Source organism: Pseudomonas sp. Snoq117.2 (assembly GCF_900110545.1).
Taxonomy (GTDB): Bacteria; Pseudomonadota; Gammaproteobacteria; order Pseudomonadales; family Pseudomonadaceae; genus Chryseomonas; species Chryseomonas benzopyrenica.
Window position 1 is genome coordinate 104,880 of record NZ_FOED01000006.1, and the last position, 26,795, is coordinate 131,674.

Sequence of the window (26,795 nt, forward strand, 5' to 3'; positions counted from 1 at the left end):
TTTTTTGCCGGATGTGACGGGCATACTAGGCGCTTCGCCCTTGAAACGTACGACCTCGCATGCGCCCTGTTCTTGCCCTTTTCCTGCTTGCCAGCGTTCTCGCTCCCGCCCTGGCCGACGACCGCGCCGACACCCAGCGGCAGATCGAGCAGACCCGCCGGGAAATCCAGGAGATGCAGAAGGTACTCAAGCAGGTGCAGGCCGAGAAGTCCGGCGTGCAGAAGCAGCTGCAGGGCACCGAGACCCAGATGGGCGAGTTGGAAAAGCAGGTCGACTCGCTGCAGAAGCAGCTGGAGAACGGCGAAAAAAAGCTGCAAGAGCTGGACGGGCGCAAGAAGAAGCTCGACCAGTCTCGCGCTGAGCAACAGAAGCTGATCGCCGTGCAGGTGCGCGCCGCCTACCAGAGCGGGCGCCAGGAATACCTCAAGCTGCTGCTCAATCAGGAGCATCCGGAAAAGGTCAGTCGCACCCTCACCTACTACAACTACCTGAATCGCACCCGCCTGGATCAGCTCGCCAGCTTCAACGACACTCTGCGCGAATTGCGCGAGGTGGAACAGGGCATCCAGCAGGAACAGGGTGAGCTGGTCGCGCGTCGGGAAGACCTAGAGAAGCGTCAGGCGGAGCTGGCCGAGGTGCGCAAGGAGCGCCAGGCGGCCCTGGCCAAGATCAATGCGGACTACCGCGACAAGAGTCGCGAGATCGAAAGCCGCGAGCAGGATCAGGCAGCCCTGAACAAGGTGCTCAAGACCATCGAGGAAACCCTCGCGCGCCAGGCCCGCGAAGCCGAGGAGGCCCGCCAACGGCAACTGGCCGAAGCTCGCGCCGCCCAGGCGCGGGAAGCGGCACGGCGCCAGGCGCAAAGCGAGCCGAAAGCCCCGCGCCCCTCGAACGCCCCGGAGCTGGCGGTGTCTAGTGCAGCACCTGCCTATGGCGGTGCCTTCGCCAATGCGCGCGGCAAGCTGCCCTGGCCGGTCGATGGTCGCCTGGTGGCCCGTTTCGGCAGTGCCCGCGGCGACGATCCCCGCGCGAAATGGGACGGTGTCCTGATCGCCGCCGGTGCCGGCACCCGGGTCAAGGCGGTACACGACGGCCGGGTGGTCTTCGCCGACTGGCTAAGAGGCGCCGGCCAACTGGTTATCATCGATCATGGGAATGGCTATCTCAGCCTGTACGGACATAATCAGAGCCTGCTCAAGTCTGCAGGTGACGTGGTCAAGGCCGGAGATGCCATTGCGACCGTCGGCGCCAGCGGCGGTCAGGAAGCCTCCGCCTTGTACTTCGCCATCCGCCAACAGGGCCGTCCGACGGACCCGGTCATCTGGTGCCGTGCTCAGGGATAGTGCGACACACCTCGGTTTAGGAGCTGCACATGCCGCATCGCTTTCGTCCCACCGTCCTGGTCCTCGCCCTGCTGTTCAGCGGCGTTGGAGTCGTCCAGGCGCAATCGCCGCAGAGTACCCCGGCTGCGGTGACGCCGGTCGCATCGGGCGCCGCGCCCGCGGCCCCGGCCAGCGCTCCGCTGCCCTTGGACGAGCTGCGCACCTTTGCCGAGGTGTTCGACCGCATCAAGGCGGCCTATGTGGAGCCGGTGTCCGACAAGGTCCTGCTGGAAAACGCCATCAAGGGCATGCTCAGCAACCTGGATCCGCATTCGGCCTACCTGGAACCCAAGGACTTCGCCGAGCTGCAGGAAACCACCAGCGGTGAATTCGGCGGCCTGGGCCTGGAAGTCGGCCAGGAAAACGGCTTCATCAAGGTGGTCTCGCCCATCGACGACACCCCGGCGGCCAAGGCGCGCCTGCAACCAGGCGACCTGATCGTCAAGATCGACGGCCAGCCAACCAAGGGCCAGGCCATCAACGAAGCGGTCGACAAGATGCGCGGCAAGCCGGGCAGCCCCATCGTGCTGACCATCGTCCGCGGTGGTGGCCAGCCGTTCGACGTCAAGCTGGCGCGGGCGGTGATCAAGGTCAACAGCGTCAAGAGCCAGCTGCTCGAATCCGGCTACGGCCTGCTGCGCATCTCGCAGTTCCAGGTCAACACCGGCGAAGAGACGGTCAAGGCGCTCGCCAAGCTGCGCCAGGAAAACAAGGGCAAGCTCAAGGGCCTGATCCTCGACCTGCGCAACAACCCGGGTGGGGTGCTGCAGTCGGCGGTCGAGGTGGCCGATGCCTTCATGACCCATGGCCTGATCGTCTACACCAAGGGTCGCCTGCCCAATTCCGAACTGCGCTTCTCGGCCGATGCCGCCGATCCCAGCGAGAAGGTACCGCTGGTGGTGCTGATCAACGGCGGCAGTGCCTCGGCCGCGGAAATCGTCGCTGGCGCCCTGCAGGATTCCAAGCGCGGCATCCTCATGGGTACCGACAGCTTCGGCAAGGGCTCGGTACAGACGGTGCTGCCGCTCAACAACGACCGGGCGCTCAAGCTCACCACGGCGCTCTACTACACGCCGAACGGTCGCTCCATCCAGGCCCAGGGCATCACCCCGGACATCGCCGTGGCGCCGGCCAAGGTCACCCCGCAGAGCGGTGGCGACGAATACTTCCGCGAAGCGGATCTGGCCGGTCACCTGGGCAATGGCAACGGCGGCGCCGATCGGCCCACCGGCAGCAAGGCGCCCAACCAGAGTCCGCGGCCGCAGGATGACGACTTCCAGCTCTCCCAGGCGCTGTCGCTGCTCAAGGGGCTCAACGTCACCCATACCCCGTGAGGATGGGACGTTGGCTACTGGCCGGGGTGCTCGCCCTGGCCAGCGGTCTGGCCCAGGCCGCCACCGCGCAGCTGACCATCGTCATCGACGACCTCGGCCAGAATCCGGCCCGGGATCGCCAGGTCCTGGCGCTACCCGCGCCGGTGGTCCTGGCCATCATCCCCGAGACCCGCTACGCCGCCGAGCTGGCTACCCAGGCCCATCGCGCCGGGCGCACCGTGTTGCTGCACCTGCCCATGGACCCGGCCGGCGGTCCCTATGCCTGGCATCCGGAAATGTCCTCGGTCGAGCGCCTGCAACGCCTCGATCGAGCGCTGGCACGGGTTCCCGAGGCGGATGGGGTGAACAACCACGAAGGCAGTCGCATGACCGCCGACCGACCGGCCATGGCCGAGTTGATGCAGGTCTTGCAGGAGCGCCACCTGCTGTTTCTCGACAGCCGCACCAGCGCTGCCACCGTGGCCGCCGCGGAGGCCCAGAAGATCGGCCTGGCCAGCGTCTCGCGCGATGTCTTCCTGGACAACGAGGCGACTCCGGTAGCCGTGGCCGCGCAACTGGCCGAAGGCGTGCGTCTGGCCAAGCGCCAGGGCAGCGCCGTACTGATCGGCCATCCGCACCCGGCGACTCTGGCGGTGCTGGCCCAGCAGTTGCCGCTGCTCAAGGCCCAGGGCGTGGAGGTGATCGACCTGCCGCAGATGATCGCCCTGCGCGCCAATCAGGCCATGGCCGGGCACGGTCGCGATGGTCGCTATCGCTAGCGACCGGCTGGTGGCCTCCAGGCGTCAGAGGTAGTTGTTGGTGATGCTGTCGATCACCCCTTCCTTGCGCATCTGCTCCAGGGCCGCCTTGAGGCGTGTCACCACTTCGTCAGGCGTATCCTTGTTCAGCGCCAGATACTGATCCACCTCGTTGAAGCGAAGCAGCGTCTGCAAGCCGGTCACCCCCTGCTGCTTGGCGAGATAGCGACCAACTGGATCGGCGGTGGCCCAGATATCGATCTGGCCTTTCACCAGTTTGTCGACGTTCTCCTGATCACGCAGGGCATCGATGACCGGAATGCCCTGGGCGGTCAGCGTCTTGCTGATCACATCGTTGCGATAGGTACCGATGCGATAGCGGGCGGCGTCCTTGAGCGTCTTGACGTCCAGCTTGCTGCCAGGCAACGCCTGCAGGGTCCAGCTCGATCGGCCAAAGGGCCCCACCCATTTGAACTGATCCTTGCGCGCCTCGGTGTAGGCCACGGAGAAGAGGCCGTAGTTGGGCGTTTCCTGGGTCAGCCGATAGATGCGGTCCCAGGGGAAGCGCAGCGAAAGGCTGTACTTGATGCCCGCACGCCTGAACATCTCGCGGACGACATCGGTGGCGATACCGTCGATGGCGTCATCGCGGGCGAAGTTCTTGTCATCGACCGACATGTTGAAGGGAGGATAATTTTCGGTCAGGAGCACGACCTGATAGTAATCCGGCAGCTCGGCACGGGCCTGGGTCAAGCCCAGCGTGCAACCCAGCAGTACCCCTGCAAGACGCAACCACAGCTTTTGCATTGCAACTCCCTGGCGACACAAGGCCGCATTTCCGAGGTTTCGTTGAGTATCCCTTTACAACGCTCAGCGCTCACTGCGGCTGGCCTCACCGCGGCGGTCAAGGCTTCGCGGCCCCGTCCAGCTGCCGGGGCCATGCGGAATCCCTAGTACCTCGCGTCCAGACAGGACGCTGGCGAATGCTCACCTCCAGCGCAACTCGCCAGGCGCCCGCCACGCAACGCCGCACTAGAGATAGTTGTTGGTGATGCTGTCGACCAGGCCTTCGCGGCGCATGGCATCCAGGGCCTGCTGCAGGCGGGTCACCACCTCGTCGGGGGTGTCCTTGTTCAGGGCCAGGTAGAGGTCGGATTCCTGGAAGCTGAGCAGGGTCTGCAGGTTGCTGACGCCCTGCTGCTTGGCCAGGTAACGGGCGACCACGTCGGTGGTGGCCCAGACGTCGATCTCGCCCTTCTGCAACTTGGCGATGTTCTCCTGATCACGCAGGGCGTCGATGGGGACGATGCCCTTTTCCTGAATCATCAGGCTCACGGCGGAATTCTTGTAGGCACCGACGCGCAGCCGGGCTGCCGTGGCCAGGTCCGGCACCTTGAGGGTGCTGCCGGACAGCGCCATGAACACCTTGCGGGTCTTGCCCAGCGGGCCGACCCACTTGAACAGCGGCAGCCTGGATTCGGTGCGCGACACGGAGAACAGCGCGTAGTTGGGGCTTTCCAGGGTGAGGTTGTAGATGCGATCCCAGGGAAAGCGCAGCGAGAGGTTGTAGTCGATCCCAGCGCGCTTGAACATCTCGCGCACCAGATCGGCGCTGATGCCGTCGATGGCATCGTCACGCGCGAAGTTCTTGTCGTCCACCGCCATGTTGAAGGGCGGGAAGTTCTCGGTCAGCAGCACCACGCGATAGCCCGCTGGCAATTCCGCCCGGGCTGTCCCCAGGCCGAGGGTGCAACTCAATAGCACGGCGGCGATGGCCAACCAGGACTTGCGCATAGCTCTCTCCTCAGGCGACCGTCCGCGCCGATCGCTCGGCCCGCCGGGATCACAGATAACGATTGAAGATGGTCTGAACCGCGCCGCTCTGGCGCATCTCGTCGAGGGCCTTCTGCAGCTTCTGTACCACCTCGTCGGGGGTCTGCTTGTTCAGCGCCAGGAACAGCTCGCCGCTGTTGAAGCGCAGCAGCAGCTTGAGTCCGGTCACGTCTTCCTGGCGGGCCAGGTAGCGACCGGCGGGATCTCCGGTGGCCCAGACATCGATCTGTCCCTTGACCAGGCGCTGCACGTTTTCCTGATCGCGCAGCGCAAGATCCGGCTGGAAGCCCTGCTGGACGAGACTCTCGGCGATGGCGTCGCCCTTGTAGGCGCCGATCCTGAGCTGCTGCTTGCGGACGTCGTCGAGGCTGCGCAGCTGCAGGTGGCTGTCGGCGCGACCGAGCAGGACCCAGTCGTCCGGGCCGATGGGACCGACCCATTTGAACAGGGCCTCGCGCTCCGGCAGCCGGGCGGTGACGAAGACGCCGTGGTCGGGCTGATCCAGGGCCATGCCGTAGATCCGCTCCCAGGGGAATCTCAAGGTGAGGTTGTAGGAGATGCCGGCGCGCTGGCACATCTCGCGCACCATGTCGACGGCGATGCCCTTGAGATCGTCCTCGCGGGCGAAGTTCTTGCCGTCGGTGGAGAAGTTGTAGGGCGGGAAGTTTTCCGTCAGCAGTGTCAGCTGATAACCCGCCGGAAGCTCCGCCCTGACCGCGGTGGATACCAGCAGCAAACCGGCCAAGCAGGCCCAGACTCCCTTGCGCACGCCCCTCTCCCTGCCGGCCCCGCCGGTGCTTAAGATTTTGTGGAGCGTATCACAATCCCTTTTTCGGCCAGGTACCGTTTAGCCTCGGGAATGGTGCATTCGCCGAAATGGAAGATGCTCGCGGCCAGCACCGCAGAGGCCTTGCCTTCGAGGATGCCGTCGGCCAGGTGCTGCAGATTGCCGACGCCACCGGAGGCGATCACCGGGATGCCCACCGCCTCGCTGACGGCGCGGGTCACGCCCAGGTCGAAGCCGTTCTTCATGCCGTCCTGGTCCATGCTGGTGAGCAGGATCTCGCCGGCGCCCAGGCCTTCCATCTTCTGCGCCCAGGCCACGGCGTCGAGACCGGTGGGCTTGCGCCCGCCATGGGTGAAGATCTCCCAGCGCGGGGTTTCGTCGGGGCCGCTGACGCGCTTGGCGTCGATGGCCACCACGATGCACTGGGAACCGAAGCGCGCCGCGGCTTCGCCGACGAACTCGGGGGTGAAGACCGCCGCGGTGTTGATCGAGACCTTGTCGGCACCGGCGTTGAGCAGGTTGCGGATGTCCTGCACGGTGCGCACGCCGCCGCCCACGGTCAGCGGGATGAACACCTGGCTGGCCATGCGCTCCACGGTGTGCAGGGTGGTATCGCGGCCCTGGTGGCTGGCGGTGATGTCGAGAAAGGTGATCTCGTCGGCGCCCTGCTCGTTGTAGCGGCGGGCGATCTCCACCGGATCACCGGCATCGCGGATGTTCTCGAACTTGACGCCCTTGACCACGCGGCCATTGTCCACGTCCAGGCAGGGGATGATGCGTTTCGCCAGCGCCATGACTGAGTCCTCAGACCTTGAAGTTGTCGCACAGCGCCTGGGCCTCGGCGACGTCGAGGGTGCCCTCGTAGATCGCCCGGCCGGTGATGGCGCCGATGATGCCCGGGCTGCGGGCGTCGAGCAGGTTCTGGATGTCACCCAGGTTGTGGATGCCGCCGGAGGCGATCACCGGGATGCTGGTGGCTTCGGCCAGGGCGCGGGTGGCCGGGACGTTGCAGCCCTGCATCATGCCGTCGCGGGCGATGTCGGTGTAGACGATGGCGCTGACGCCGTCGGCTTCGAAGCGGCGAGCCAGGTCGGTGACCTGCAGTTCGCTGACCTCGGCCCAACCGTCGGTGGCGACGAAGCCGTCCTTGGCGTCCAGTCCGACGATGACCTTGCCCGGGAAGGCGCGGCAGGCTTCACCGACGAATTCCGGTTGCTTGACCGCCTTGGTGCCGATGATCACGTAGCTGACGCCGGCACGCACATAGTGCTCGATGGTCTCCAGCGAGCGGATGCCGCCGCCGATCTGGATCGGCAGGCCGGGATAGCGCTTGGCGATGGCGGTGACCACCTCGCCATTGACCGGCTGGCCTTCGAAAGCGCCGTTGAGATCCACCAGGTGCAGCCGACGGCAGCCGCCGTCGACCCACTGGGCGGCAATGGCCACGGGATCGTCGGAGAACACGGTGGAGTCTTCCATGCGCCCCTGGCGCAGGCGGACGCAGGCGCCGTCCTTGAGGTCGATGGCGGGGATGATCAGCATGGCAATACCTTGGCTCGGGGGTGAGGGCGATCTAGGGCTTTTCCAGCGCCCAGATGTCGCTTTCCAGGCTGTCGACGCGCTCCCTGAGCAGGGCCTGCACGTCGGCAACCGCCTTGTTGTAGTACAGCGGCCCGCACTCGCGGGCGAAGAAATCCAGCAGCTCCTCGACTTCGAACCGCCCCAGGCGGACCTCGAAGCGATCGTCCAGCAGGGTCTGCAAGGCCGTGACCAGGCGCTGGCTCTGCTCGGGTTCGAGCCTGACCAGCGGCGCGGACGGCTTGCGCGCCATTACCAGCGGCCGTCCCAGGCGAGGAAATTGGCATAGAGCTGCAGACCGCAGTCGGCGCTCTTCTCGGGGTGGAACTGGGTAGCGAAGCGCGAGCCGTCGGCCAGGGCCGCGGCGAAGTCCAGGCCGTAGTGGCCGCGACCGACCACCTGGCGCGGACTGCCGGCCTCGACATAGAAGCTGTGCACGAAATAGAAACGGGCGCGATCGGGGATGCTGTGCCAGAGCGGATGGTCGAGCACGTGACTGACCTCGTTCCAGCCCATGTGCGGCACCTTGAGGGTCTCGCCCTCTTCCTGCATGCCGCCCGGGAAACGCCGCACGGCGCCGGGGAACAGGCCGATGCAGTCCACCCCGCCATTCTCTTCGCTACGCTGCATCAGCGCCTGCATGCCGACGCAGACGCCGAGGAAGGGCCGGTCCTGGCTGACTTCACGGACCAGCTCATCGATGCCCTGGCGGCGGATCTCGGCCATGCAGTCGCGGATGGCGCCGACGCCGGGCAGGACGATGCGGTCCGCCTCGCGGATCACCGCGGGATCACCGGTCACCAGCACCTGATGGCTACCAGCATGCTCCAGGGCCTTGGCCACGGAGTGCAGGTTGCCCATGCCGTAGTCGATGACGGCTACCGTCTGCATCACAGGCACCCCTTGGTGGAGGGCATGACGCCGGCCATGCGCGGGTCTTCGCTGAGGGCCATGCGCAGGGCGCGGCCAAAGGCCTTGAACACCGTTTCGATCTGGTGGTGGCTGTTGACCCCGCGCAGGTTGTCGATGTGCAGGGTGACCTGGGCGTGGTTGGTGAAGCCTTGGAAGAATTCGAGGAACAGATCGACGTCCATGCGGCCCACGGTGGCGCGGGTGAAGGGCACGTTCCAGTGCAGGCCGGGCCGGCCGGAGAAGTCGATGACGACGCGTGACAGGGCCTCGTCCAGGGGCACATAGGCATGGCCATAGCGCTGGATGCCCTTCTTGTCGCCGACGGCCTTGGCGAAGGCCTGGCCGAGGGTGATGCCGATGTCTTCCACCGTGTGGTGGTCGTCGATGTGCAGGTCGCCGCGGCAGTGGATATCGAGGTCGATCAGCCCATGGCGGGCGATCTGGTCGAGCATGTGCTCGAGGAAGGGGACCCCGGTGTCGAAGCGCGCCGCGCCCGTGCCGTCCAGATCCAGGGATACCTTGACCTGGGTTTCCAGGGTGTTGCGCTCGACGGTTGCCTTGCGTTCGGCCATAGCCTGCTCCGCGAAAATCGGTGGGCGAAAGGGCCGATATTATAGGGGCGCGAGGACTGGATCGAAAGCGCGGCGGGACGAGGCGTCCCACCGCCAGGGGCGCCCGCGTGGGGACGCCCCGTTACCGCTTGATTCGGCTGTGACTCAGCTGAACAGCGCGGCGGTCTTTTGCAGGGTGATCCAGATACCCCAGGCCAGCGGGATGCCCACGGCCAGCCAGGCGGCGATGGCCAGCGGCTTGGTCTTGGGATCGGCGCTCCACTCCAGCACCTGGGCGCTGCCGGCATTGCTGTCGTGGCCATTGGCGCGCTCGACGGCGAGTTCGGCCTCGGTCATGAAGTGCTTGTCGGCCACCGGGCGCACCATCAGGTTGCAGAGGAAGCCCAGCACCAGCAGACCGGCCAGGATGTACAGGGTGATGTCGTACACCTGGGCACGGGGGATGCCCATGCTCAGCTGGTACTCGCGCAGGTAGTTGACCAGCACCGGACCGAAGACGCCAGCGGCGGCCCAGGCGGTGAGCAGGCGACCGTGAATGGCGCCGACCATCTGGGTACCGAACAGGTCGGCGAGGTAGGCCGGCACGGTAGCGAAACCACCGCCGTACATGGACAGGATCAGGCAGAAGGCGAAGACGAACAGCGCCACGCTGCCCAGGTGACCGGTCCAGGGCACGATGGCATAGAGCACGAAGCCCAGGGTGAAGAAGACGAAGTAGGTCATCTTGCGACCGATGTAATCGGAGAAGGATGCCCAGAAGAAACGCCCGCCGATGTTGAACAGGCTCAGCAGACCGGTGAAGCCGGCGGCGATGGCGGCGATCTGCTTGAGCTGATCGGCGCTGAGTTCACCGTAGGCCAGGCCGTTGCCCAGCAGACGACCACCGAAGACTTCCTGCAGGAGCGGCGAAGCCATGCCGATGATGCCGATGCCGGCGGTCACGTTCAGGCAGAGCACGGCCCAGACCAGCCAGAATTGCGGGATGCCCCAGATCTTGCTCACGTGGACGTGGCGATTGGTGATCATGTTGCTGCCGGCCTTCTTGGTGGACGGCGTCCAACCGGCGGGCTTCCAGCCGGTCGGCGGCACGCGGTAGCCCAGGGCGCCGCTCATCATGAACACGAAGTAGATCACCGCCATGACCAGGAAGGTCTGCCAAACACCGATTTCGGTGGCCGACGCGAAGTGCCGCATCAGGGCATCGGCCAGAGGTGCACCCACCATGGCGCCGCCACCAAAGCCCATGATGGCCATGCCGGTCGCCATGCCGCGCTTGTCCGGGAACCACTTGATCAGGGTCGACACCGGCGAGATGTAGCCCAGGCCCAGACCGATACCGCCAATCACGCCCGAACCCAGCCACAGCATCCAGATCTGGTGGGTATAGATGCCCAGGGCGGAGATCAGCAGACCACCGCACCAGCACAGCGCCGAGACGACGCCGGCCTTGCGCGGACCGGCGTGCTCCAGCCAGCCACCGAACAGGGCGGCCGAGCAGCCGAGGAAGATGAAGAACAGGGTATAGATCCAGCCGAGCTGGGAGATCTTCCAGTCACAGGTGGCACTGAAGATCTGTTCGAAGAAGCCCATCTCGACCGGACAGGCCACGGCGGCGGTGATGCCGATCGCCTTGGACAGCGGCAGCCAGAAGACCGAGAAGCCATAGGCCATGCCGATGCACAGGTGGATGGCCAGAGCGGCCGGCGGGACCAGCCAGCGGTTGAAACCGGGCCGGGCGACGATGCGCTCCTTGGACAGGAAAGCCGGACGTGCCGAAGCGGCGCTGCCAGCGGTGAGAGTAGTGCTCATGGGTTCAGCCCTTTTCTAGTGTATAGCGTCCAGGCCGGTGGACATTCCCTGCACGCTTCCCCGTAAACGAGTCAAAGAAACGGCGCCAACCGACTAGAGGTGCGCGACATTAAAGCGCACCCTAGCCAACTGCCAGCCCTGCTCATTTGCGAGGGTACGGGCGGCATCAGCCATCCGACGAAACGGGCGAGTACCACGGCTGTCACAGCGCCGACACCTCGATGTCATCGGGCGCGACCGAGCCCCTATACTGGCCAGTCGCGCCATCGCCCGTCGGAACAGGAATTTCCTCGTCATGAAAGCTTTCGCCAAAGTGCTGGGTATCGTCCTCGTCGGCCTGCTGCTCCTGCTGGTCGCCGCAGGCTTCGCCCTCACCCACCTGGTCGATCCCAACGACTACAAGGACGAGATCCGCCAGCTGGCGCGCGACAAGGCCAACGTCGACCTGCAGCTCAAGGGGGATATCGGCTGGAGTCTGTTCCCCTGGCTGGGCGTCGAACTGCACGATGCCACCCTGGCCAGCGCCGCCACCCCCGATCGCCAGCTGGCGCAGGTGCAGCGGCTGATCCTCTCGGTCCGCCTGCTGCCGCTGCTGCTGCGTCGCGACCTGGAGATGAGCGACATCAAGATCGACGGTCTGGACCTCACCGCCAGCCGCGATGACCAGGGCCGCACCAACTGGGCCGAGATCGGCCGCCCGGCGCCCAAGGCGGGCGCTGGCGCCGCGCCGGCCGACACCCCCGCCGACGCGTCCACGTCTGGCGAGCCGACCGCGGGGCGCCAGCCGCTCAAGCTCAACGTCGAGAGCCTGACCGTGCGCAATTCCCGCGTCGAATACAGCGACGCCCGCAGCGGCGCCCGCTATGCCTTCGAGGGCATCGATCTGGAGACCAGTGCCATCTACGCCGGCACGCCCATTCCCATCAAGCTGGCCGGCACCGCCAGTACCACCCAGCCGCCGGTCAACGCCACGGTACTGCTCAACGGTGAATTGCGCTTCGATCCGGCCAGCCAGCAATACGCCCTGGACAATCTCCAGCTGACCGGCGACGCCAGTGGCGAGCCCTTCAACGGCAAGGTGGTCAACTATTCCGCCAGCGGCCAACTGGCCGTCGACCGCCGCGCCCAGACCGCCGAGTGGACCAGCCTCAAGCTCACTGCCAATGACCTCAAGGCACTGGGCGACCTCAAGCTCACCGGTCTGGAAACCGATCCGCAGCTGGCCGGGCGCGTCTCCATCGCCCGCCTGGACCTGCGCGCCTTCCTCGACAGTATCGGCGTCGAATTGCCGGCCATGGCCGATGCCAAGACCCTGCAGCGCTTCGAGATGAATGCCCAGGTGCAAGCCAGCCGCAACGCCCTGGCGCTGGACGACTTCAACTTCCAGTTCGACGACAGCACCCTCAAGGGCCGCGTCGCCGTCGCCGACATCGCCCGCCGCGCCCTGCGTATCCAGGTCAGCGGCGACGCCCTGGACCTGGATCGCTATCTGCCGGCCAAGGCCGCCGCGGCGCGCCAGGCCAATGGCGCGCGCCAGGAAGAGGTCGCCCAGGTCGATGCCATCGCCACCCAGGGCAACTCGCCGCTGCCCGAGGCGCCGACCCAGCACGCCTGGAGCCAGGAAACCCTGTTGCCGGTGGAGCGCCTGCGCAGCCTGGACGCCGATGTCGACCTGAGCCTGCAACACCTGACCCTCAATCGCCTGCCCTTCGAAGGCGCCAGCCTCAAGGCCAAGGCCGCCGATGGCCAACTGCAACTCAGCGCCCTGGAAGGCGAGCTGTTCGGCGGTCGCTTCGAAGCCAATGGCGCCCTCGACGTGCGCGGCGTCCAGCCGCAACTGACCGCTCGTGAACGCATCAAGGGCGTACCGGTGGAGCGCATCCTCCAGGCCCAGGGCCAGAAGCCGCCGGTGGAAGGCCTGCTGGACCTGGACGCCGATCTGCGCAGCTCGGGCGCCAGCCAACGCACCCTGATCGACAACCTGGGCGGCACCGCGCGCTTCGCCCTACGCAATGGCCAACTGATCGACGCCAACGTCGAAAGCCAGCTGTGCCAGGGCATCGCCCTGCTCAATCGCAAGCCGCTGGAGCTGCCCCATGGCGGCCAGAACACCCCGTTCCGCCAGTTGAGCGGCAGCCTCAACATCGTCAACGGCGTGGCCCGCAACCAGGACCTCAGCGTCAGCGTGCCGGGCCTGGCGGTAAAGGGCGCGGGCGACATCGACCTGCGCACCCTCGGCCTCGACTACCGCCTGGGCATCACCGTGCAGGGCGACACCAATGCCGCCGCCGATCCCGGCTGCCGGGTCGGCGAGCGCTATGCGGATATCGAGTGGCCGCTGCAGTGCCGCGGCCCCCTGGAACTGGGCGCCAAGGCCTGCCGCCTGGATCGCGAGGCCATGGGCCAGATCATCGCCCGCGCCGCTGGCAATCGTCTGAACGAAAAAATCGAAGAGAAGCTCGGTGATAAAATCAGCCCCGACATCCAGAACGCCATCCGAGGGCTGCTGCAACGCCGATGACTGACGACGCCTTTGGTACCGCCGTGCTGGCCTGGTACGACCTGCACGGCCGCAAGGACCTGCCCTGGCAACAGGGCGTGACGCCCTATCGCGTCTGGGTCTCGGAGATCATGCTCCAGCAGACCCAGGTCGCCACCGTGCTGGGCTACTTCGACCGCTTCATGCAGGCGCTGCCCACCGTCGAGGCCCTGGCCGCGGCGCCGGAAGACGAGGTGCTGCACCTCTGGACCGGCCTCGGCTACTACAGCCGCGCGCGCAACCTGCACAAGGCCGCCAAGACCGTGGTCGAGCGCCATGGCGGCGAATTCCCGCGCAGCGTCGAGGCCCTGGCCGAATTGCCCGGTATCGGTCGCTCCACCGCTGGCGCCATCGCCAGCCTGAGCATGGGCATCCGGGCGCCCATCCTCGATGGCAACGTCAAGCGCGTCCTGGCCCGCTATACCGCCACTCCCGGCTATCCGGGCGAACCCGCCGTGGCCCGCCGTCTGTGGGAGGTGGCCGACCGACTGATGCCCCACGAGCGGGTCGGCCACTACACCCAGGCGATGATGGACCTGGGCGCCACCCTCTGTACCCGCAGCAAACCCAGCTGTCTGCTGTGCCCGGTCAAGCCCGGCTGCCGTGCCCACCTGCTGGGCCAGGAAACCGACTTTCCCGCCGCCAAGCCACGCAAGACACTGCCGCAGCGCAGCACCCTGATGCCGCTGTTCGTCAACGACGCCAATGCCGTGCTCCTCCAGCGCCGCCCCTCGACCGGCCTCTGGGGCGGTCTCTGGGGTCCGCCGGAGGTGGCCGACGTGGCCGAACTCGAAGCCCTCGCCGAACGCCAGGGCCTCGCCATCGACGAACGCCAGGCGCTGCCCGGCCTGGTGCACACCTTCAGCCATTTCCAACTGGCCATCGAACCCTGGCTGGTGCAGGTGGACCACCGCCAGCACCGCGTGGCCGAGGGCGACTGGCTTTGGTATAACCTCGCGTCCCCGCCGCGCCTGGGCCTCGCCGCCCCGGTGCAGAAACTGCTCAAGCGCGCCGAGCAGGCGCTCAAAGGAGAACCCGCATGACCCGCACCGTGATGTGCCGCAAGCACAAGCAGGAGCTGCCCGCCCTCGATCGTCCGCCCTACCCCGGCGCCAAGGGCGAAGACATCTACCAACACGTCTCCAAGCAGGCCTGGGAAGAGTGGCAGAAGCACCAGACCATGCTCATCAACGAGCGCCGGCTGAACATGATGAACGCCGAGGATCGCAAGTTCCTGCAAGCCGAGATGGACAAGTTCCTGTCCGGCGAAGACTACGCCCAGGCCGAGGGCTACGTGCCCCCCAGCGCCTGAGTCGACGCCTAAGCGCCCGAAAAATCTAAATTTTTTTGGGCTCGCTGTTGACACAGGATCGAGAAACGCTTTTAATGCGCCCCGTTGCCCAGGTAGCTCAGTTGGTAGAGCAGGGGATTGAAAATCCCCGTGTCGGCGGTTCGATTCCGTCCCTGGGCACCATGATACCTAAGCCCCTGATTCCGCGAGGAATCGGGGGTTTTTCGTTTCAGGACCTAGCCACGCCCTTCCGTTCTGGTACACACGGCAGGTACACATGGCGATCCAGACTCCTAAAATCGTTGCACCGCATTCCCCTCGGTTCCGTGCTTTCATGGCCCAGCCCTTCAAGCATCCATCCACCGGCGTGTACTACATTCGGCGCCGTGTCCCCGATGAGCTTCGCCCTGTCCTGGGGCGAGAGTACAAGCGCTCTCTAAAGACCCGTGATCAGCTAGAAGCCAAGGCCCGCCATGCTGTTGAGTGGACGCGCTCCGAAGAAGCGTTCTCCCTCGCCCGTGCCCAGCTCGCTGGCGTGCAGGCTCTGACAAAGCGCGACATGCAGCAGCTAGCCGCACGTTGGTTCCGCCAAGAGCTAGAAGAAATGGAGCAGTCCGGTAGCTTCCGAGCTTGGATGCTGCCCGGCGACAGCACAGCGTTCGAGACGCCGCATGGCTGGGAGGAGCATCGGGAGTACCTGACGATCCGTGAGGCGCTAGCGGAGGGCGACGAGACGGACTGGCTGTCAGTGATGCGGCCTCACCTGTTGCAGGCTCTGCGGTCCGTGAACGTTCCTCCGCCAGCCGAAGGCTCTGATGACTATGCGGAGCTGGCCGAAGCATTCCACGATCATGTGTTCCGGTTGTCCGACATCGCCAAGCAGCGGGACTCAGGGAACTGGATCGTGCAGGCTAACGTGCTGGAGCGTGAGCCTCTGAGCTTTGAGCACCGGCGGAATGAGGTGAAGACCAAGACGGTTACCGAGGTGTTTGAGGCGTACAGCCAATCGCGCTTGCTCGATGGTGATAATCGCGCCACGCGGACCTCCCTCGCTGAAGCCAAGGGCACACTGGCTCGCTTCGTCGAGATGTTCGGTGATCTGCCCGTGACGTCGATAACGCGGAGCACGGCGCTGGAGTACCGGGCAAAGCTCACTGCTTTCCCACTGCAAATGCCAGGGGCTTCCAAACTCACAGCGAACGAACTGATAGCCCGTGCCCAAGCGGAGGGGCTGCCCACGCTGTCAGCGGCCACGATCCGCAATCGCCTGCGAACTGTTGGCGCCATCCTGGGTTTTGCCGTCCGCATGGGTTGGATTCAGGAAAACCCGATTGATGAGTCCGGGGTAGCCAAGGCTGCTGGCGCTGCTGCCGGTAAAAGCAAAGGCGCTCGCCGTCGCAAGGACTACACAGCCGACGAGTTGGGCACGATCTTCCGTAGCCCGCTGTTCACGGCGGAAGGCTGGCGCCCAGCACGGAAGGACTACGGCCAGGCGCTCTACTGGCTGCCGATCCTGATGTACTACACCGGCGCAAGGCGAGAGGAGTTGTGCCAGCTTCGCGCCAGTGACGTGCAGCAGGACGAGGGCATTCCGTTCCTGTCCATCCTGGGCCTAGCGGACGACGATGACGATGGCCGGACGGTGAAGACCGAGAGTTCTCGCCGACGTGTCCCGCTGCATCCTGACCTGCTGGCCCTGGGTTTCATGGATTACCACGAGGGTCTTCCGTCGAGCGGGCAACTGTTCCCGTCGCTCCATGCTGACCGCCAGGGTTACTACGGCAGGAACATCGGCAAGACCTGGCGCAGCTACCTGCAGGACGTGGTGGCGCTGGAAAGCTCGGCCATGCCCTCTCATGGATTTCGACACACCTTCAAGACGCTGAGCCGTCAGGTAGGCATTCCCGAGGACGTACACGACGCTATCACCGGGCACAGCGATGGCTCTGTCAGCCGGGAGTACGGCGGGATGCCACTGAGCCGGATGCGTGAAGAACTCCAGCGGTATCCGTCGGCGCCTGGGCTGCTGATCCCTGGGGCTCGCTGATCGGCTACCGCCCTGGCCCTGCCGTACACCCCGTACAGGGGCACTGGTGGGGCACTAGGGCTTCGAGGGTGTGCTCACACAGGGCACGCGGTATCGCCCCTGTAGTGCCCCTGTAGCGCCTCCTGGCATGTCCTGCTGCTGGCGACTCTGTACCTCCTGCGCTCAGGCTGGGCCTGCACGGCCTGCTGCATGTACTGACGGGAGTAGTGGCACGGTGCCAGGGGTGTGTCAAACGACACACCTTTTCGGGGTAAATCTCTAAGGTACTAAAGTACCTATGAGATCCATGCTGCCCATCTCTGCTGCTACTGCTTACACCGACGTAGGTAGCCGGCTACAGCGTCTCTGGTCTTGCCGATAGCCTGGGCAATGGCATTGTGGCTGGCGCCTTCCGCACGCATACGCTCTGCAATGGCTTTCCAGTTATCGCCAGCTTCCAATGCTGCAAGCCTGGCTTCCATCTCCTTAATCCGCTGCTCGTGGTCTGCGAGCTTTTGCCGATCCTTGGCATGTGCGGCGCTGTAGTAGATGCCCTCTACGGCATTGGCGAGGCTACCGCTCTGGATGTTCCGCTCATGGCGGCGCGTCATTACTTTGGTCATGTGCATTACCTCTCGGTTCGGATGTTGCCGGGTTTCATTCCATACTCGGACGATGTGTGGGCTGCCACGGCTGGCTAGCTTGGCGGCATCCTTTGGAGATACGCCTGCCTCTCTGAGCAAGGCGGTGGCCTTGGGAGGCTTGTCGTCCATGCAGGCATTCAGGGCGCCTCTGATGACGTGCTCGGCCTCGGCAAGGCTTAGGTAGCGCGTCTGTACTCCAGCGGCCTTGATGGCCTCCCTGCGGGCTCTACGGGCGTCCTGCTCAATGCGAGCAAGCTCGGCCCCAAGAGTCCTGGCTGGCTTGGCAGGGCCAGGAGTCCAGCCCTCTAAGCTTCCGTGCTGGCTCTTGTACTCCAGAGCGGACTGCCTGAACTGTGCCAAGGCGGGACTCGCATTGCCGCTGGCGTCGGTAGGCTCGTGCCCGGCTGTGCGTACGGCCTTGTGCAGACTGATCTGCTCCTGGGTATCTAGGCAGACTTCATGAGCGCTCATGCGTCACCGTCCTGGCCGATGATGTCGGCGACGACGTTCCGGGTAAGGCCAGTGCGTGCAGCGATGCTGCCGAAGGTGTGACCGCTGGTGCGTAGTTCGCGAGCCTCGATAGCCAGGGGCTGCTGCTGGATGACGCCCAGCAAGAGCTTGCGGATCGCCGTTAGTTCGCGGTCGTGCTTGGCGAGACGATCCAACATGCAGCGGTGAGCGTGCTTGCTGATGTCGGCAGGCGTGAAGCGGTCGGGGTGGTTCGCGTCAATGTGGCTGGCGCGGTTGGTCATGGTCTGTCTCCTGTTAGGGTTGGCCGCCGCCAAGTGACGGGCAGCCGGAAGCGTCCACGAGGCCAGATGGCTTCGCGTCGGACGGGTGTGGATGGGTGTGGAGTGCAGCGGTTACGCACGGCCCTTGGCTAGCCATGGTCTGTAGGTGGGCTGATTGGTGCGTAGCAACATCGCCCTGTTGTCTGATCCTTTTAAGGATTCTTGTTCTTGTTGCGGTAGGGATAAATTTTTTTGGGCCCTCCCGGGCTCAGCTAGTCTTTGCAGACCAAAAACGTTTCTCTACCAATGGGACCTCAATCAAACATGAGGACTTCTGGGACGTTTTTCTATCCGGTGAGCCCTTGATCAAAAGAGCGAAAACTCTGACCGAAATGTTTCTCTCTCCAAAAGGCCCTCAATCACGAGGTGCCGATAGCAAACAGAAATGCCTCCTGTACCTATGAGCCCTCAATCGCTCTATGCTCTGCTGATAGGTCACCACTTCCGCCTGAGTCCACAGAAGGGGAAAGCGTTTCTGGTGTCGATAGGCCCTCAATGAGGCTTGCTGCCTGTTCCCAAGCGCCTTCGATTTAAACACCGATGACTTTCTCTATCCAAAAGGCCCCCATTTAGGTGAAAGATGTTTCCTTTCCCATAGGCCACCACTTAGCCGGAGCGCCCCTCTGTCGATAGGGCTCCATTTAAATGCTAGTGCACTGTGGCGCGCCTGCTGGCCACCAGAGCCTCAAGTGCTTCTAGGTCAGCTTGTTGATGAGCAAGGCGATTGAACAGGTGGCGGAGCAGGCGCCGGCTTGATTGGACTTTGCGTCGCTGCTTATCAAGATCACGCTGGAGTTCTTCAAGGGGCTTCTCGTCGAGGATGACGAGATTGATTCTGCGGTAAGGCATGTCCATGCTTCCTTGCATAATGGCGTTCCAGAATCAGACCGGAGACCTGGGCTTAGTTCCGTTCACTATCGCGATAGCTACTTCCTAAGCGGAGCCCCTTCATTTTCCATTCCTCTTACCATAAAATTGCTCGTCGCGACAAACGTCGTATCTCACCTACCTTTCACCCAAATGATAGACCCAGCTTTGCACGCAGCCTTGGGCGCTGTAGCCAGGGCTTTTCCTGATCATTTCTGCAAGGCCGAGCAGTCGTCGCCTGGGATGATTAGTTTTACTCTTTATCTCTGCTCGGACAGCAGCATCAAACTAAGGTGGGTCGCTACGAGTGAGGAGCTAACCGGCGTAGTAGGTCCAGAAGGGGTGATCGCTAGAATGCAAGCCGCCTTACTTGACGGGCCTGATTGGCCTTGCTGAGCGTCAGGCATAGACCTGCTGCCTACATACGAAAGATGCCAAACGAAGACAGGATGCGGGCGTCCGCGCTGCCAATACCCTCGACTGTGCCGGCAAGGCCTGTCCAGCTCCGTGCTGCTGCGTTCTCTACGCGGGCATGCGCAGGCATAGGGGGAACAAGGATCATTGCATCACGGGCCTCCCGTAGGCTTTGGGCGTGCCTGCTGATCCACTGCTACCTAGGTGCTCGTGCTACTACGCCCGGCATGCCCTGGCGTCGCTGGCGGCTTGCGTGTCGCGTGCGCCCGCGGGCCTTGAGTGCTCCTGCTTCGTGGGCAGCGCCGGCCTCCCTGCGGGCCCTCCTAAGCGACGTTCTGAGCCTAGGAATACCATCGCGGGGCGAGTGCTCTCGCTGCGCTGACGGGCTCTCTGTGCCCCTGCGCCAGTGTCCTCCTACTAAGGGAAGGGGATGCAAAGGCGCTGTAGCAGGCGGCTCGCTGCGGTAGCGGTAAAGCTGGCGCCCCTGGGTGTCTGGTGCCCGCGCTGATTGAGGTGATCGGCCAGCGCCTGCAATGTCCTGACGCCATCGAACATCGCGGCCTTGATCGCGCTCGCCATGCTGGTCGCGTACACGTCGGCCTTGACCTTCACTGCATGCACCGCTGCCCCTGTGCCTGCCGCATTGGCCGCCAGCCGCCCCGCTGTGCGACGTTCTACCTTGGCCTGCGCTTGTGCATCCCCTGCCTCTGCGCGGGCCTTGAGTGACGCCAGAGCGGCCTTGGTGCGCTGGCTGATGAACTCCCGTTCCTGCTGCGCCAGGGCGGCGTACAGATGGAGCTGGAAGTTGTCCGCCGTGGGCATCGTCGCCACCTTGAACTGCACGCGCTTGATGAGCCCCGCGATGTGCTCGACGTCCCGGCTGATGCGGTCGAGCTTCGCCACGACGAGCGTTGCGCCGTGCTTCTTGCAGTGCTCCAGGGCAGCCGCACATTGCGGGCGCTGCTCCGGTGCGATGGTGCCCGACGCATGATCTTCAAAGGCCGCCAGCACTTCCCAGTCATTCTGCTCTGCCGCGATACGGATGTATTCCCGTTGGGCATCCAGGCCAAGGCCGGACTCTCCCTGGCGCTCGGTGGAGACTCGGTAGTACGCGACGACTTTCATGCTGGGATGCTCGGTAGGACGTGATGCCGGCATCATTTATCTTAACGCTGACGCTTGTCAACGGTTTGATAAGGCGCAGTCGAACGGTTTGATATGAGGTGGCGGGGCTTGGTTTTTCCCTGCCGGCTGGGCACACCCCGGCACCAGGCCATGGGGACTGGCGTACTCCTTTAGGGTTCAAGGGTACTCTCGCAAATCCAGAGCGGATTTAGGTCCGCTAGTGCCGCCGTTACGCTGCGCAGATGCTAGGGTTAAAGCTCACCAACTACGTGAGGGAACACTATGGATGTTTACGCTTTTGTACCGGAGTACGCGGACGAAGAGGAAGTAAAGGCAACCTACGTTGCTGCTTTAGGGTTTGCTCAGCAGAGTAATCAGCAACTCTGGATTTACGTGAACAACAAGCATACCTGTCCTTTCCTTGAGCCCGTCCTGGGCGGACCGATGCTAAGAAAACTGCAGGCCAATCAGTCAGTATCAGTGGAAGGTGTGGCGGTATCCCTTCACTCTCAGCAGACGCTTGATCCTTACGCACGACATGACGTTGTGCTGGCCGTGCACCCAAGAGATTACCTGTTAGACGCCCTGACCAATCTCAAGTCTGCCAGCAGCGTCGTGTATGTCGGGCACGAAATGGACGTTGGTGACTGGACTCGCTCGCATGACGTAATCCACCTCAAGCCCGAATGGTCATAGGTACACAGGACTTGTACACTACGGCCTGTTGTATCGGGCTGTAAGGCCCGTCATTACTGGGCTTGGCTAGTGTTGCTACGTGTCGGCGGTTCGATTCCGTCCCTGGGCACCAAGACAAGCTTCCAGATCCTGCGGGATCTGGAAATCAGAGAAACCGGCCTAGCGCCGGTTTTTTTGTGCCTGCTATATGGGCAAGCCAGCCTGCAGGCGTCGCCATCTCGTCACGCCCCTTCCCTTGCGGCCCAGCACCCCCCTCCTGCTCCTGCTCCTGCTCCTGCTCCCAAGGGTGCCAAGGCCCGTCCTAGACGGCCGCAATCCTTTGCGAAACCCGCCCGGACGATCTTGACTCTCTACCCACTTCAGACTTTTTAATGGCACGGCGTCGCCCGACACCCACCCTTTCTGGAGTCAGCACCATGAGCACCTGCAGCCAAAAGCATCACGCCAATCACAGCCACCAGCACGGTCCGAACTGTGGCCACACCGCCATCGAGCACGCGGGCCACGTCGACTATCTCCACGACGGCCATCTGCACCACATGCATGGCGATCACGTGGACGAGCACGTGCTGGAGGTCAATGCGACCAATCCGGATCACTGCACCCATGGCCAGAGCAGCGGCCATGCGGCCGACCACGTCCATGGGCCCGATTGCGGTCATGAAGCCGTGCCCCACGGCGATCATGTCGACTACCTGGTGGATGGCCGGCTGCATCATGTCCATGACGGCCACTGCGACGACCATGGCCCGGTGACCCTGGTCAGCTAGCGACGGCTGTCGAAAGAGCATCAGGCGCCATCGCCCTCACGCCGGCGTCTGGGCTCCGCCCACCACGTCGAGATGAAGAGCCAGCCACACCGTGGCGACTGTGGGATCGGTATAGGTCACCCAGTGCTCGGCGTGGGCGGGGATGAGCAGCGTATCCCCTGGCTCGAGCGCCACCTCCCGCCCTTCCAGGGCGATCCGCGCGGCGCCCCGCAGCAGCAGCACCCATTCCTCATGGGCCTGCCGATAGGGCGTCTGCGCTGGCGTCGTCTGGCCATGGGAAACGATGCGTTCGATGCGGCAACCGGGTCGCGCCAGCAGGGACGTGAACACCTCCGCGGCGGAGGCATCGGGCAGGTCGCGAAACAGATTGGTCATGACGTTTTTCCACAGGGCCTCGCGCCAGGGTGCGCTAAGGTCATCCAGACTGCGCCTGTCCGACCAGGCGCTCAAGTCTCGAAGGGATCCGCGCCATCCAGGAGTCGCCGCCATGGCCTCAGGTGCTCTGCCATTTGCCGTCAAGAGTGCGATCCGCCCGACCTTTTCGGGAGCCCGTCACCCGATCGCCAAGATTTTCGGCGATGATCGATCGCAGGGGTGGCCGCCGATCAAGGGCGTCGCTCGACCCCGGTTGGCCGCTGCGGTCAGCCAGACCTCGCACCAGGCGCACGGAGGCGCTTACTGCATGCCGATTCCCTCGATTCCCCTCATCGCCCCTGCCCTGTCCGGCGCCCTGCCTCAACCAGCCATCGACCAGCCCGGCCCGCGTGCCGCCGAGCCGGCCGTACCCCTCTGGTTCAGGGTGCTGAGCGGCGTCAGCTTATGGCTGAACCGGTTGTTTCTCGGCCTGGTGCTGGCGCTGGTCGGCTTTACCCTCTGGCACTGGTGGCAGGGATGAAGCGACGTCTGGATCAACTGGAGCTGACCATCCTGATGTGCGGTATCGGCCTGCTGGCCATGGCGCTGATCGTCGCCGTGGGCATGCAGGGCCTCGATTGGGGCTGAGTGGACGGGCGGGCTTACCGGACCTTTACCTGGCCTGACGTCCGCTGACCGCCAAAGGTGTTTCATGGTGACGCGGCCTATCGAGCGCCGCGAGGAGAACACCATGGCATCGCGAGCGTCGTTGATTCTGCTGTTGACCGCCACCCTGACCGCCAGCGGCCTGGCCGCCGCCCATGAAGGCCCCGATCGAGGACAACCCTGGGCGGGCGGCGCCGCAGCCGTCGCTGAGGGCGGCGAATTCCTGCCGGCGGGCGAATTTCGACGGCATCACCGGCACCACCCCTATTACCGCAGGGATCGCTACCCCTACAGCTACTACCAGCCCTATCCGCAACCGGGTTATGCCGCGCCGCGTTGGCGGCCGGCACCGCCGGGCTACTACGCCTATCCGCCGGCCTATGAGGCGCGACCCTATTACGGACCACCCCGGCATTGGTGAACTGCTTGGCATCGCGGCGGCGAGATGGTGGCCTTTTGCGATGAGCCACACAGGGAGATGTTTGCCAGAGGAGCAAAATGCCATCACCCCATTAGGCTTTAGGGCGTTGCCAACATGTATGAGAGAGATGATGTAATCTGCATGGCCTGCCTTGCGACCATGGCTGCGGCCTTTACCGGCTTCATCATGGTGATGGCGCTGCTGTAACTGCCAGATAGACGAAACCCCGCCGAGGCGGGGTTTCGAAGGCGGTATGGCGTGGTCCTAGATGGGCCGACTGCCATACTTGCTGTCGGGCTTCTTGGGCGGATCGGCGACCACATTGGCGTCGATCTCCTGCACCTTGCCACCGCGGGCCAGAAAGTCCTGCATGGCCTTTTCTAACGCATCCCGCTCACGCTGCTTGGCTTCCACCGAAGGCAGTTCCTCGGGCTCGGCTTCGCGCTTCTTCTTGGCCTTGCTGCCGGACGCGGGTGTTTCGCTTTCGCCGCTTTCCTCTTGCTCGGCGTCGTCGGTTGCGGCAGCGAAGTCTTCGTTATCGCCCTCTTCTTCCGCCCCGGTCTCCAGGTCGTCCTGCTCCAGATCTTCGTCGCTCATAAACCGCCTCCACAGACTTTGGCAAAATCGGACCGCGCGTTTTGACGCGGCCTCTTAAAAAAAATTCCTGGCTATTCGCCTTGCAGCGTCGCGATCAGCCGCCGCGCGCCACCCTGGTCGCGATGCTCGCCCAGGTAGATGCCCTGCCAGGTTCCCAGCGCCAGGCGCCCGGCCTGGACCGGTAGGCTCAGGCTGCAGCCGAGCAGACTGCTCTTGAAATGCGCAGGCAGGTCGTCCGGGCCTTCGTAGTCGTGCTCGTAACCGGCCTGCCCCTGGGGCACCAGCTGATTGAAGAACCGCTCGAAGTCACGGCGCACCGCCCCGTCGGCATTCTCGTTGATGGTCAACGAGGCCGAGGTGTGCTGCAGCCAAAGGTGCAGCAGGCCGATCCGGCATTCGCCAAGCTCGGGCAGTTGCTCCAGCACCTCAGCCGTGACGAGATGGAAACCACGCGCCCGCGCGCGCAGGGAAAAGGTCCGCTGCAGCCACATGAACAACCCCCGCCGACTGACTGGGCGCGCATTCTAGCGCGACGATCGGAAAAGCAAAGCGGTGATTGCACACCGCTGGCGTGCAGTCTAGACACAGCAGGACGACGGTTGTTCCGGCCGTACGGCAGACGTGAAAAAGGCGCCTCGCGGCGCCTTTTTCCAGAGCGGCGGCTTACAGGTTGTAGCCACGCTCGTTGTGCAGGGTGAGGTCCAGACCCACGGTTTCCTCTTCTTCGTTGACTCTCAGACCCATGACCACGTCCAGCACCTTGAGGATCACGAAGGTGACGATGCCGGTGTAGACGATGGTGAAGGCCACGCCCTTGAACTGGATGAACAGCTGGGCGCCGATATCGGTGACGGTGCCGAAGCCCCCCAGGGCCGGGGCGGCGAAGACCCCGGTCAGCAGAGCGCCGACGATGCCGCCGATGCCGTGCACGCCAAAGGCGTCCAGGGAGTCGTCGTAGCCCAGCTTGCGCTTGAGGCTGGTGGCGGTGAAGAAGCACACCACACCGGAAACCAGACCGATGATCAGGGCGCCCATAGGGCCGGCGGTACCGGCGGCCGGGGTGATGGCCACCAGACCGGCGACCACGCCGGAGGCGATGCCCAGGGCGCTCGGCTTACCGTGGGTGATCCACTCGGCGAACATCCAGCCCAGGGCGGCGGCGGCGGTAGCGATCTGGGTGGTCAGCATGGCCATGCCGGCGGTGCCGTTGGCAGCGGCGGCGGAACCGGCATTGAAGCCGAACCAGCCGACCCACAGCATGGCGGCACCGACCAGGGTATAGCCCAGGTTGTGCGGCGCCATGGGAGTGGTGGGATAGCCCTTGCGCTTGCCCAGGACCAGGGCCGCGACCAGGCCGGCCACACCGGCGTTGATGTGCACCACGGTGCCACCCGCGAAGTCCAGTACGCCCCAGTCCCACATCAGGCCGCCGTCACCGCTCCAGACCATGTGGGCGATGGGGGCGTAGACGAAGGTGAACCACAGGCCGGTGAAGACCAGCATGGCGGAGAACTTCATGCGCTCGGCGAAGGCGCCGACGATCAACGCCGGGGTGATGATGGCGAAGGTCATCTGGAAGGTGACGAAGACGCTTTCCGGGAACAGTGCGGTAGCCGAGGTGACGGCATCATGCTCCAGGGTGGACAGGAAGGCCTTGCTCAGGCCACCGATGAAGGAATTCAGATTGGTGACGCCCTTCTCCATGCCGGTGGTGTCGAAGGCCAGGCTGTAGCCGTAGACCATCCACAGTATGCTGATGAGACCGGTGATGGCGAAGCACTGCATCATCACCGAGAGGACGTTCTTGGCACGCACCATGCCGCCGTAGAACAGCGCGAGACCAGGGATGGTCATGAACAGCACCAGGGCCGTCGAGATCAGCATCCACGCCGTATCGCCGCTGTTGATTGCTGGTGCCGCAGCCGCTTCCTGGGCCATGGCCAGGCCCGGCAGCGCTACGAAAGACATGAGGGCTCCTAGCCCTGCGTAGGTGCGCAGAGTCATCGTTGTTTCTCCTGGGGCTCGTGTGGGGTTGGGCGGTCGGTTAACGCGTCAGATGGCGTCTGTGTCGGTTTCGCCGGTACGGATGCGGATGGCTTGCTCGAGATTCACCACGAAGATCTTGCCGTCACCGATCTTGCCGGTGTTGGCGGCCTTGGTGATGGCCTCGATGACGCGATCGAGTTGATCGTCGGCAATGGCGACGTCGATCTTGACCTTGGGCAGGAAGTCGACGACGTATTCGGCGCCGCGATAGAGCTCGGTGTGGCCCTTCTGACGGCCAAAGCCCTTGACCTCGGTAACGGTGATGCCTTGCACACCGATCTCGGACAGCGACTCACGCACGTCGTCGAGCTTGAACGGCTTGATGATGGCGGTGACTAGTTTCATGAAACTTCTCCCGATTGAGTTGACTTGCCCCAGGAAAACAAACCCCGGCCCAAGTCTAGCGCAGTGACCGTCTGTTTAACCGTCGGCGTGGTAATCGCCGTGGTTACGGCAGAAGCGGCCAGAGCGCGCCTCTACCCCAGGCGTCCGCTGACGCCCGTCTCTGCTTCGGCAGTAGCAGAAAGCTTGCCAGGTTTGTGAAGGGGGCCGTATTACCGGGGCCGGTGGGCCTGGCGCGCCTCCTGACAGGGCAGACCACCGG

General features: G+C 64.2%; 29 protein-coding genes and 1 tRNA gene. 12 read left to right on the forward strand and 18 right to left on the reverse strand.

What is annotated here, in order from left to right; translation table 11 throughout:
- Positions 1 to 59 precede the first annotated feature (59 nt).
- The 3 genes from BMZ43_RS16530 to BMZ43_RS16540 are packed head-to-tail and all read left to right on the forward strand — an operon-like array spanning position 60 to position 3,474.
- Positions 60 to 1,343 (forward strand): murein hydrolase activator EnvC family protein, encoded by a 1,284-nt coding sequence (locus tag BMZ43_RS16530; RefSeq protein ID WP_017639554.1) that lies wholly within the window; start codon positions 60 to 62, stop codon positions 1,341 to 1,343.
- A gap of 29 nt (positions 1,344 to 1,372) precedes the next feature.
- Positions 1,373 to 2,716, forward strand: coding sequence for a S41 family peptidase (locus BMZ43_RS16535; RefSeq protein ID WP_093254978.1), 1,344 nt, complete (start codon positions 1,373 to 1,375; stop codon positions 2,714 to 2,716).
- A gap of 2 nt (positions 2,717 to 2,718) precedes the next feature.
- On the forward strand, positions 2,719 to 3,474 hold the full coding sequence (locus BMZ43_RS16540; RefSeq protein WP_064306833.1) for a divergent polysaccharide deacetylase family protein: 756 nt from the start codon (positions 2,719 to 2,721) through the stop codon (positions 3,472 to 3,474).
- A 24-nt stretch (positions 3,475 to 3,498) separates the two neighbouring features.
- On the opposite strand, the gene BMZ43_RS16545 is transcribed toward BMZ43_RS16540, so the two are convergent.
- From BMZ43_RS16545 to BMZ43_RS16585, 9 genes are all read right to left on the reverse strand, one after another.
- A complete protein-coding gene (locus BMZ43_RS16545; RefSeq protein ID WP_064306834.1) occupies positions 3,499 to 4,260 on the reverse strand; it encodes a substrate-binding periplasmic protein in 762 nt (253 codons plus the stop codon).
- Between the two features lie 225 nt (positions 4,261 to 4,485).
- The gene (locus BMZ43_RS16550; RefSeq protein WP_064306835.1) at positions 4,486 to 5,247 is read right to left on the reverse strand and encodes a substrate-binding periplasmic protein; all 762 of its coding nucleotides are present in this window, start codon (positions 5,245 to 5,247) and stop codon (positions 4,486 to 4,488) included.
- 49 nt (positions 5,248 to 5,296) lie between these two features.
- On the reverse strand, positions 5,297 to 6,055 hold the full coding sequence (locus BMZ43_RS16555) for a substrate-binding periplasmic protein (protein WP_093254981.1): 759 nt from the start codon (positions 6,053 to 6,055) through the stop codon (positions 5,297 to 5,299).
- A 29-nt stretch (positions 6,056 to 6,084) separates the two neighbouring features.
- Positions 6,085 to 6,867 carry an imidazole glycerol phosphate synthase subunit HisF gene (gene hisF / locus BMZ43_RS16560; RefSeq protein WP_017639560.1) on the reverse strand — a complete coding sequence of 261 codons (783 nt, stop codon included), beginning with the start codon at positions 6,865 to 6,867 and terminating at the stop codon, positions 6,085 to 6,087.
- A 10-nt stretch (positions 6,868 to 6,877) separates the two neighbouring features.
- Entirely contained in the window at positions 6,878 to 7,615 is a 738-nt protein-coding gene (gene hisA / locus BMZ43_RS16565; RefSeq protein ID WP_093254984.1) for a 1-(5-phosphoribosyl)-5-[(5-phosphoribosylamino)methylideneamino]imidazole-4-carboxamide isomerase, read from the reverse strand.
- 31 nt (positions 7,616 to 7,646) lie between these two features.
- A complete protein-coding gene (locus BMZ43_RS16570; protein WP_093254987.1) occupies positions 7,647 to 7,904 on the reverse strand; it encodes a DUF2164 domain-containing protein in 258 nt (85 codons plus the stop codon).
- Positions 7,904 to 8,542, reverse strand: coding sequence for an imidazole glycerol phosphate synthase subunit HisH (gene hisH, locus BMZ43_RS16575; protein ID WP_059313269.1), 639 nt, complete (start codon positions 8,540 to 8,542; stop codon positions 7,904 to 7,906). Before hisH ends, BMZ43_RS16570 begins: the two co-directional genes overlap by 1 nt.
- Positions 8,542 to 9,135 (reverse strand): imidazoleglycerol-phosphate dehydratase HisB, encoded by a 594-nt coding sequence (hisB, locus tag BMZ43_RS16580; RefSeq protein ID WP_058761454.1) that lies wholly within the window; start codon positions 9,133 to 9,135, stop codon positions 8,542 to 8,544. Before hisB ends, hisH begins: the two co-directional genes overlap by 1 nt.
- Before the next feature lie 144 nt (positions 9,136 to 9,279).
- On the reverse strand, positions 9,280 to 10,944 hold the full coding sequence (locus BMZ43_RS16585; protein ID WP_093254990.1) for an OFA family MFS transporter: 1,665 nt from the start codon (positions 10,942 to 10,944) through the stop codon (positions 9,280 to 9,282).
- Positions 10,945 to 11,239: 295 nt separating this feature from the next.
- Here BMZ43_RS16585 and BMZ43_RS16590 point away from each other — a divergent pair, with 295 nt between their 5' ends.
- From BMZ43_RS16590 to BMZ43_RS16610, 5 genes are all read left to right on the forward strand, one after another.
- Entirely contained in the window at positions 11,240 to 13,465 is a 2,226-nt protein-coding gene (locus tag BMZ43_RS16590) for an AsmA family protein (RefSeq protein ID WP_093254993.1), read from the forward strand.
- The gene (gene mutY, locus BMZ43_RS16595) at positions 13,462 to 14,526 is read left to right on the forward strand and encodes an A/G-specific adenine glycosylase (protein ID WP_017639566.1); all 1,065 of its coding nucleotides are present in this window, start codon (positions 13,462 to 13,464) and stop codon (positions 14,524 to 14,526) included. The genes BMZ43_RS16590 and mutY overlap by 4 nt, the downstream gene beginning before the upstream one ends.
- Positions 14,523 to 14,795, forward strand: coding sequence for an oxidative damage protection protein (locus tag BMZ43_RS16600; protein WP_017639567.1), 273 nt, complete (start codon positions 14,523 to 14,525; stop codon positions 14,793 to 14,795). Before mutY ends, BMZ43_RS16600 begins: the two co-directional genes overlap by 4 nt.
- Positions 14,796 to 14,881: 86 nt before the next feature.
- Positions 14,882 to 14,957 (forward strand) — tRNA-Phe (locus BMZ43_RS16605).
- Positions 14,958 to 15,051: 94 nt separating this feature from the next.
- Positions 15,052 to 16,821 carry a site-specific integrase gene (locus BMZ43_RS16610; RefSeq protein WP_093254995.1) on the forward strand — a complete coding sequence of 590 codons (1,770 nt, stop codon included), beginning with the start codon at positions 15,052 to 15,054 and terminating at the stop codon, positions 16,819 to 16,821.
- Positions 16,822 to 17,126: 305 nt separating this feature from the next.
- Here the strand turns inward: BMZ43_RS16610 and BMZ43_RS16615 are convergent, their stop codons facing one another.
- From BMZ43_RS16615 to BMZ43_RS16630, 4 genes are all read right to left on the reverse strand, one after another.
- Entirely contained in the window at positions 17,127 to 17,915 is a 789-nt protein-coding gene (locus BMZ43_RS16615; RefSeq protein ID WP_093254998.1) for a hypothetical protein, read from the reverse strand.
- Positions 17,912 to 18,196, reverse strand: coding sequence for a hypothetical protein (locus BMZ43_RS16620; protein WP_093255000.1), 285 nt, complete (start codon positions 18,194 to 18,196; stop codon positions 17,912 to 17,914). The genes BMZ43_RS16615 and BMZ43_RS16620 overlap by 4 nt, the downstream gene beginning before the upstream one ends.
- 687 nt (positions 18,197 to 18,883) lie before the next feature.
- Positions 18,884 to 19,102 (reverse strand): hypothetical protein, encoded by a 219-nt coding sequence (locus tag BMZ43_RS16625; RefSeq protein WP_093255003.1) that lies wholly within the window; start codon positions 19,100 to 19,102, stop codon positions 18,884 to 18,886.
- An 831-nt stretch (positions 19,103 to 19,933) separates the two neighbouring features.
- Positions 19,934 to 20,641: a recombinase family protein gene (locus tag BMZ43_RS16630; protein WP_093255006.1), complete on the reverse strand. Its 708-nt coding sequence runs from the start codon at positions 20,639 to 20,641 to the stop codon at positions 19,934 to 19,936.
- 282 nt (positions 20,642 to 20,923) lie between these two features.
- Between BMZ43_RS16630 and BMZ43_RS16635 the strand changes: the two genes are divergently transcribed.
- The gene (locus BMZ43_RS16635; RefSeq protein ID WP_093255009.1) at positions 20,924 to 21,337 is read left to right on the forward strand and encodes a hypothetical protein; all 414 of its coding nucleotides are present in this window, start codon (positions 20,924 to 20,926) and stop codon (positions 21,335 to 21,337) included.
- 416 nt (positions 21,338 to 21,753) lie between these two features.
- The gene (locus tag BMZ43_RS16640; protein WP_093255012.1) at positions 21,754 to 22,107 is read left to right on the forward strand and encodes a hypothetical protein; all 354 of its coding nucleotides are present in this window, start codon (positions 21,754 to 21,756) and stop codon (positions 22,105 to 22,107) included.
- A gap of 36 nt (positions 22,108 to 22,143) precedes the next feature.
- On the opposite strand, the gene BMZ43_RS16645 is transcribed toward BMZ43_RS16640, so the two are convergent.
- On the reverse strand, positions 22,144 to 22,482 hold the full coding sequence (locus tag BMZ43_RS16645) for a cupin domain-containing protein (protein WP_093255015.1): 339 nt from the start codon (positions 22,480 to 22,482) through the stop codon (positions 22,144 to 22,146).
- Positions 22,483 to 22,789: 307 nt separating this feature from the next.
- On the opposite strand from BMZ43_RS16645, the gene BMZ43_RS26110 reads away from it, so the two are divergent.
- Positions 22,790 to 23,002 (forward strand): hypothetical protein, encoded by a 213-nt coding sequence (locus BMZ43_RS26110; RefSeq protein WP_143075271.1) that lies wholly within the window; start codon positions 22,790 to 22,792, stop codon positions 23,000 to 23,002.
- A gap of 210 nt (positions 23,003 to 23,212) precedes the next feature.
- Complete coding sequence (locus BMZ43_RS16655) at positions 23,213 to 23,548, forward strand: hypothetical protein (protein WP_037063249.1); 336 nt, start codon at positions 23,213 to 23,215, stop codon at positions 23,546 to 23,548.
- Between the two features lie 264 nt (positions 23,549 to 23,812).
- Here the strand turns inward: BMZ43_RS16655 and sutA are convergent, their stop codons facing one another.
- The 4 genes from sutA to glnK form a co-directional block, all read right to left on the reverse strand.
- Complete coding sequence (gene sutA / locus BMZ43_RS16660) at positions 23,813 to 24,145, reverse strand: transcriptional regulator SutA (protein WP_017639573.1); 333 nt, start codon at positions 24,143 to 24,145, stop codon at positions 23,813 to 23,815.
- 71 nt (positions 24,146 to 24,216) lie between these two features.
- Positions 24,217 to 24,636 (reverse strand): secondary thiamine-phosphate synthase enzyme YjbQ, encoded by a 420-nt coding sequence (locus BMZ43_RS16665; RefSeq protein WP_093255020.1) that lies wholly within the window; start codon positions 24,634 to 24,636, stop codon positions 24,217 to 24,219.
- A gap of 172 nt (positions 24,637 to 24,808) precedes the next feature.
- On the reverse strand, positions 24,809 to 26,149 hold the full coding sequence (locus tag BMZ43_RS16670; protein WP_026083673.1) for an ammonium transporter: 1,341 nt from the start codon (positions 26,147 to 26,149) through the stop codon (positions 24,809 to 24,811).
- A 48-nt stretch (positions 26,150 to 26,197) separates the two neighbouring features.
- Entirely contained in the window at positions 26,198 to 26,536 is a 339-nt protein-coding gene (glnK, locus tag BMZ43_RS16675) for a P-II family nitrogen regulator (RefSeq protein ID WP_003096476.1), read from the reverse strand.
- Between the last annotated feature and the right edge of the window lie 259 nt (positions 26,537 to 26,795).